The 6,510-nt window shown below is 40.6% G+C and carries 7 protein-coding genes; 6 read left to right on the top strand and 1 reads right to left on the bottom strand.

Annotated features, from left to right (window positions below):
- Positions 1-1,065, top strand: a 1,065-nt coding sequence (locus tag EYR97_RS14520; RefSeq protein WP_131094381.1) for a bifunctional diguanylate cyclase/phosphodiesterase, incomplete at its 5' end; no start/stop codon positions are given.
- A gap of 48 nt (positions 1,066-1,113) precedes the next feature.
- Here the strand turns inward: EYR97_RS14520 and EYR97_RS14515 are convergent.
- A complete protein-coding gene (locus EYR97_RS14515; protein ID WP_131094380.1) occupies positions 1,114-1,446 on the bottom strand; it encodes a DUF1904 family protein in 333 nt (110 codons plus the stop codon).
- A 237-nt stretch (positions 1,447-1,683) separates the two neighbouring features.
- Between EYR97_RS14515 and EYR97_RS14510 the strand changes: the two genes are divergently transcribed.
- The 5 genes from EYR97_RS14510 to EYR97_RS14490 all read left to right on the top strand — a co-directional run bounded on the left by EYR97_RS14510 (position 1,684) and on the right by EYR97_RS14490 (position 6,506).
- Entirely contained in the window at positions 1,684-2,127 is a 444-nt protein-coding gene (locus EYR97_RS14510) for an energy transducer TonB (RefSeq protein WP_131094379.1), read from the top strand.
- The gene (locus tag EYR97_RS14505) at positions 2,103-2,711 is read left to right on the top strand and encodes a hypothetical protein (protein WP_131094378.1); all 609 of its coding nucleotides are present in this window, start codon (positions 2,103-2,105) and stop codon (positions 2,709-2,711) included. The genes EYR97_RS14510 and EYR97_RS14505 overlap by 25 nt, the downstream gene beginning before the upstream one ends.
- A 135-nt stretch (positions 2,712-2,846) precedes the next feature.
- On the top strand, positions 2,847-3,635 hold the full coding sequence (locus tag EYR97_RS14500; RefSeq protein WP_131094377.1) for a lipase family protein: 789 nt from the start codon (positions 2,847-2,849) through the stop codon (positions 3,633-3,635).
- A gap of 180 nt (positions 3,636-3,815) precedes the next feature.
- On the top strand, positions 3,816-5,669 hold the full coding sequence (locus EYR97_RS14495; RefSeq protein WP_131094376.1) for a GGDEF domain-containing protein: 1,854 nt from the start codon (positions 3,816-3,818) through the stop codon (positions 5,667-5,669).
- 99 nt (positions 5,670-5,768) lie between these two features.
- Positions 5,769-6,506, top strand: a complete 738-nt coding sequence (locus tag EYR97_RS14490) for an ABC transporter substrate-binding protein (protein ID WP_131094375.1) — start codon at positions 5,769-5,771, stop codon at positions 6,504-6,506.
- Positions 6,507-6,510: the final 4 nt, after the last annotated feature.

Here is a 6,510-nt window from a genome sequence, read left to right as displayed (position 1 = left end):
ACCGTTGCCCGCTTAGGCGGTGATGAATTTGTTGTTATGGTGGAAAAAGTCGATACAGAGAGAGATGTAAGCCACTTAGCAAGCGAAATGATAAAAGAGCTCGCAAAGAGTATTCCATTGTTCAATCAAGTAGTGAGTGTTTCCGCCAGTATTGGCATTGCTATTTATCCAGAGGACGCAACAACTCCATCTGAACTATTAAAGCATGCCGACATTGCCATGTATTATGCCAAAGAGCTTGGTAGCAACAATTTTCAGTACTTTACCGAGCACATGAACGCGCGTGCTCAAGAGAAACTGAAATTAGAAAATGCAGTCAAGCAAGCCCACGCAAATCGTGAATTCATCAATTTCTACCAACCCATCGTGAACTGCCTAGATGGCTCTATCACTGGTTTTGAAGTACTAATGCGATGGCCTTCAGAGAACGGCATGATACCACCTGATGTATTTGTGCCTGTCGCCGAGGATATTGGTTTAATAGAGGACATGACGATTAGGCTTATCGAGCAAGCAATTCCTATTGTAAAGTCAGCTCAGTGGTTAAATAGCGCTTTGTATTTGTCTATCAACCTCAGTGCTACGCATATTTCCAGAACAGATAAAATTGATGAAATTGTCAACTTGCTTGGCCGTCATAACATTCCAACAAGCACTGTTCGATTCGAAATTACAGAAAGTGCCCTTATGCTAGATTACGAAACGGCGATGAATGCTATCTCAAAGATGAAGCAGATGGGGTTTATTATCGCCTTAGACGACTTTGGTACGGGTTATTCTTCCTTGAAATACCTTAAAGACTTCCCGATTGATATTCTCAAAATTGATAAGAGCTTTGTTCGGGATATAGGAACTAACAAAGTTAATGAAGGGATCATACTTGCTATTTTGAGAATGGCAGACAGCTTACAAATAGACTGTGTTGCAGAAGGTATTGAAACTAAAGAGCAAGTAACGTTCCTTAAAGAAATGGGTTGCGAATACCTACAAGGGTACTTCTATTCTAAACCGTTGCCAGCCGATGCCGTTCTTAATTTAGACTATGACAAGGGCACCCTGAATTAAGGTTTTGTTTAAATTGTCGTGCCCTGCGCTATCGACTACTTACTAAGCTTAAAAGTGCGCCCCATTCTCGTAGTAATCAGCACCGTTAAGGTCTGAGAAGACCACTGTTATATCAGTATTTTTATCAACAACAGTCCTTAGCGCCTTATCGATAATAACAGCAACTGTCGACTTCATATCCTGCCCGCGACCAAACCAAAGCACTTCAATATATGGATAAGCAGGTGAAGCTCCACCACTCGTTAAGAACTGACTAGCTATGTATTCAAAGGTAAAATGATCGTTTGGGGTTTCAGTTACCTTTGCAAGCTGCTCAACAATATTCCCAGCTACTTTTTGAACAGCTTCAATCTCAAGACCTCTTGCGCGAATGTGCGGCACGTTTTATTTCCTATCCAATTTTTAATACCGATAATATTAAGTGATAAACACTGTTTTATCGACAGTCTAACGCTAGATTTTCAGAATACTACTTCATATAACGTGGAGTATTTCTATATACAATTGCGCCTTTGCAATACATTGTTTTAAGAGTAATTTAGCATTGTTTTTAACCTACTGAACTGAGAGTATATAGCGGATATTCACTATTTTCATAAACAAGGAAAGTTATAACCCATGAAAAGGTATCTCTTTATCGCGTTAGGCGCTTTTTTTCTCGCGCAGCAAACATTTGCCACATCATTTACCCCAGCTCAGCGCATTCAAAATCAAAATTCTAAGCAGCCCAAACAAACTACGGATTTGTCTAGACTAGAAGGTTGGACATTCATCAGCTACTACGTCGACAAGAATGGCAGAGTGAAAGATGCCGAGATTATTGATAGTTCAAACCCAGATAAGTTTGGCGGAGAAGCCCTTTTTTACTTAGACGGGTATCGGTATTCTCCAGCTAAGATTGATGACCAACCAGTAGAGTCGGCACAGGTTACCTTTTTACCACTGACAAAAGCTTCAAGGGTAACCCCAACGACGGTATTTCGAGAGGGTTTAAGCGTCACTATAATGATGCTGACAGTTTTATTATTGAAGGTAACATGGAAAAAGCGAAGGAAAGTTTAAAAACGCTTGTAGAGGATCACGCCAAAAACCTAACTGAGCAAGCGCTAGCCACTTGGCTACAATCGCTTTACTTCTTCAAACTTCAAGACTGGCCATCTTACGGCAGTGCGGTTAGAACTGCGCATTACCTTAACAATTATCTGCCCATCGAGATGAAATTAAAAACGCTTCAGAACCGTTTGCAATGGCATGCATTTAAACGAGAATTCTCCGACGCACTGTATGTTCTAAACGAGTTAAAAATACAAAGCAAAGGTTCACTGAGCGATACTCAATACCAAAGTTTGGCTGAAGATATAAAGGCGCAAATGAAAACCAGCGAAACCAATAAAATTGATGTCACCGTGGCAAATGGCCGCGCATGGTCTCACAGACTCCCTCGATCAACCGTGAATTTAACGCTTCACGAGGGCAATATTGATTTTGCAGAGTTGCGATGTGAAAATGGTCGTCATCAGCTCAACACTTTGACCTCAGAAGCATTCACTATTCCTGATGATTTTCTCAAGTGTAGTGTTTTTGTTAAAGGTGCTGATGGCACGCGCTTTTCTTTGACGGAAAGTGGTGAGACGCGAGCGTTTTAGTGTCTTCAACACCGTAATACATATGCAATAAAAGTACTTTAGCCTTTCTTGTTTAAGGGCACTATAAATTCTTGCCTAATTTAACAGCTTCCTATCCTGTTTAGAGTAAAACAAAGTATGTCGATATAGTTTTCCATGAAAAAACTAAAACGCTACCAGTACGAGCGATACGCTATACTTTGCCAACTCGCTTATCCCGACGCAGACGAGCACTACCATAAGGTTTTAGAGCCATTCAACCAGCGCCAATTAGTCGACAAACACGGTCGAATGAGCGTCAGAATACTCACTACAAATAACAAGAAGGAGGTTATTGTGGTTTTCAGAGGCTCACTTGGACTAAGAGACTGGCTCGCCAATTTGATCTTCCTTCCAACCAAGATTCAACAAATCGATAAATCCTTTTATATTCATTGGGGTTTCAGCCGGTTACTCAAGCAACCTATGTATTCCAGTACGAAGTCAATTGAACAAGCACTGCCATTAAGAGAATTGTTGGTGAAAGTGTTAGAACCACTTCGCCAACAAGGCAAGCGTTTTACCTTTATAGGGCATTCTTCTGGCGGCGCTGTTGCTGTTCTTATGGCAGATTATTTTGAGAGAAAAAGCACGAAAGCAGTAAAGCGGGTTGTGACTTTTGGTCAGCCTGCTGTGGGTAGTCGGTCTTGGTATAAACACTACCTGTTGCATCGCAAGACGTATCGAATCTGTTGCGATTTAGACATTGTCACCTTTATGCCTCCGTTTCCTTACTATTTTTGGCACGTAGGAAAAATGCTATGGCTGCACGATGATCAAATTTATGAGAACACACCTACACACGAACGCTTTTTCAGGTCTCTTCACAGTTGGCTATTAAGGCCAATTACTTATCACTACATGCGAAAGTACATTCGAAATAAATCGCTATTTGATGAGCATTAAATTGGCTTTTAGTCAGACACTCGTCACGCTTTTCCCAAACACCATTCAATATGTGAAAAAGACCTAAATAAAAGTGGCATCAACACGCTTTGCAAAAATGGCGTTGACAAATTGTTTTAAATTTAAACAAATTGGTGTACAACAAATATTACGCTACTACAAATAATGGAATAAGCAACTATGCATATGCTGAGCCATAGTCGTGCTCGTGGGGTTGTATTGTGGGGCTTTTGTACCCTGCTGATTTCCTTCAGTGTTGTAGCGTCAGCTGAAGATATAGCGCTGCTCTCGCCAACATTTCAAAGTCAGCCATTTAGTGTGTCGGAAGCAACACTTATTTCAACTGGCGACTCCCTCTTTCAACGACAACAACGTGCAGAGCTGTATTTTTTATTCGAGCGTAAAGAAAAGTTACAAGCACTACTTGAATCCCAAACCAACTACAATACCGATTCAGAATTGCTCAATAGCAGCACCAACGCATTTCTATATGGCGTTTTAAAGTTCAACGAAGGTAAATATGCTGAAGCAGACAGATATTACAATGACGCCCTAAACAACAGTACTTCATATCCTGTTGCTAATGATCAATGGCAAGCCATTGTTTTAATTTACCAAGCCCTCAACAGTGCATATTTGCAGCAGTATACATTAGCGCTGCAACAATTAAGCGAAGTGCGCGTAAACGCATCAAACAAGGGGTGGAACACACTTGTTGCGCATGCAGACTATATGTTGGGAGACGTAAACTATGAACTCAAAGACTATGAAGCTGCGTTAGTTCATTACACGCGAGCAGAAGAGCAATACGATGCAGCTAACCCTTTGCTTAAAGCAAGAGCAACTATGGCACGAAGTCAAATGATAAACATCGTTGGAGAGCGCAGCGTTGCCTTTGAATTACTTGATTCGGCCATTGAACACTTTGTACGGTTGGAAGACATTTCATCCCTTGCCTATGCCTATCTGCTTAAGTCCTATTATTTCAGTAAGGCTGGCGAACCAGCCCAAGCGTTAACTTGGATCACCCGTTCAGTTGCTATGAGAGAGCAACTTAATAATAAAGCTGATATCGCCAACGCCTATGTGCATTACTCATCTTTGCTACACGACAATGGCAATACACAAGAAGCACTTGTCTATGGACGCAAGGCTATTGAACTAATACAAGACACCGATGATTTAGCGGGTATATGGGACGCGCATGTCAATTTAGCACTCATTCTTAATGACGCCGGTATGTATAAAGAAGCATTCGAGCATATGTATAGCGGCGAGCGGACTTTACTAAAAAAGGCGCGGTTAGATGTTACCGCAGAGGCAGCACGCTTAAATAGTGAATTTAACCTAGAGCTAGAACAACTCAAAAACCAACATTTAGACAAAGAGAATGAAGTTTTAAACCACGCGCTGGATAACACACAGCAAAAGCAACGGCTTCAAATGTGGCTTTTAGTTGGCTTAAGCATCTTATTAGTAATATTAGTTGTCATGATTATTCTGGTTTACCGCTTATATTGCAAAAACAAACAACTGGCAGCTTGCGACCCCTTAACAGGCCTTTTTAACCGGCGACGCATTATGGAAATTGGTAAAGACTGTTTTGCGATAACAAGTAGGTATCAACAATCATTAACTGTACTCATGCTCGACATAGACAACTTTAAAAAAATCAACGATGAATTCGGACACCATGAAGGTGATATGGTTTTAATTTCGGTCGCAAAACTATGTCATCAATTACTTCGTGAAAGTGATTCCGTTGGCCGAATTGGTGGTGAAGAGTTTTTATTCGTTTTACCCAATACGTCTGCAAAAGAAGGAGAAACACTCGCACTTCGAATAACTAACAATATTCGAGAAACTGTAAAAACTTCAGGAACTACCACTGTTACTGTCAGTATGGGGGTTGCAGAGTGTGGCCCATCATGCCGAGATTTTATAGAACTGGTAAACAAAGCAGATAAAGCGCTTTATCAAGCAAAAGAAAGTGGTCGAGACAGAGTCACAACCGCTTCCATTGAAACCAAATAGAGTACATCTAGAGCCTATTAATTTGTATTATTTTCTTGCGTCATATCATCTAATGTAGGTATAAATATAATTAATCCTAACCACGCAGCTCGGTTTCAAATGAAAGCAATTTGCTTTTTACTGCTATTCATCTCCTTCATAGTACCAGCGAAAACAGTTTTATTTGTTACCAGCGAATTCCCACTGATTTCCGAGGAAACATCAGAGCAAGAGCATACTGGATTAGGCGTAGACATTGTTAAGCTAATTGCAACGCGTTTAGACCTAGACTACAAAATTGAATCCTACCCATTAAAACGTGCCCTTTCCATGATGGAACATGGGGAAGCTGATGCCATTATCGGTCCATACCGCTCAAATGAACGTGAGGAATATTTAGATTACGCTAAGTTGCCGTTTTACATTGATGCGCTAACTTTTTTCACTAAGGAAAATGAAAACCAAGTATGGGATGGCAGTTATGCATCAATTGCCAGTTTACATATTGGTTTAATTAGAGGCTGGTCTTATGGCGATGAATTTAACGCTGTGGAATCAAAGTTATCCGTCACAAGATTAAACAACGCATACAGTTGCCTACAAATGTTAATATTGGAACGCATCGACTTGTGTGCAACACATCAACGACAAGTTAATGCTTTGGCAAAACACAACTCTTCTCTCAATAAACTTGTACCATTAAGCCCAGTAATCGCGGTAAATCATGGATACATTGCTTTTGCTAAAGGCGAAAACATGAAGGCTGTAAAGGAACGTTTTGATGAAGAATTTGCTTTGCTACTTCAAAGTGGTGAAGTAGCAAAGCTTCAAGCTAAATACGACTTAACTGTGATGTAGCACT

Origin of the sequence: Alteromonas sp. KUL42 (genome assembly GCF_006538325.1) — a bacterium.
Classification (GTDB): domain Bacteria; phylum Pseudomonadota; class Gammaproteobacteria; order Enterobacterales; family Alteromonadaceae; genus Alteromonas.
The sequence above is the reverse complement of the archived record's forward strand: the minus strand, read 5'-3'. Positions and strand labels throughout refer to the sequence as shown.

Coding starts and splice junctions, on each gene's coding strand:
- EYR97_RS14510 (WP_131094379.1), top strand. CDS start 1,684: ATGAAAAGGTATCTCTTTATCGCGTTAGGCGCTTTTTTTCTCGCGCAG.
- EYR97_RS14505 (WP_131094378.1), top strand. CDS start 2,103: ATGGAAAAAGCGAAGGAAAGTTTAAAAACGCTTGTAGAGGATCACGCC.
- EYR97_RS14500 (WP_131094377.1), top strand. CDS start 2,847: ATGAAAAAACTAAAACGCTACCAGTACGAGCGATACGCTATACTTTGC.
- EYR97_RS14495 (WP_131094376.1), top strand. CDS start 3,816: ATGCATATGCTGAGCCATAGTCGTGCTCGTGGGGTTGTATTGTGGGGC.
- EYR97_RS14490 (WP_131094375.1), top strand. CDS start 5,769: ATGAAAGCAATTTGCTTTTTACTGCTATTCATCTCCTTCATAGTACCA.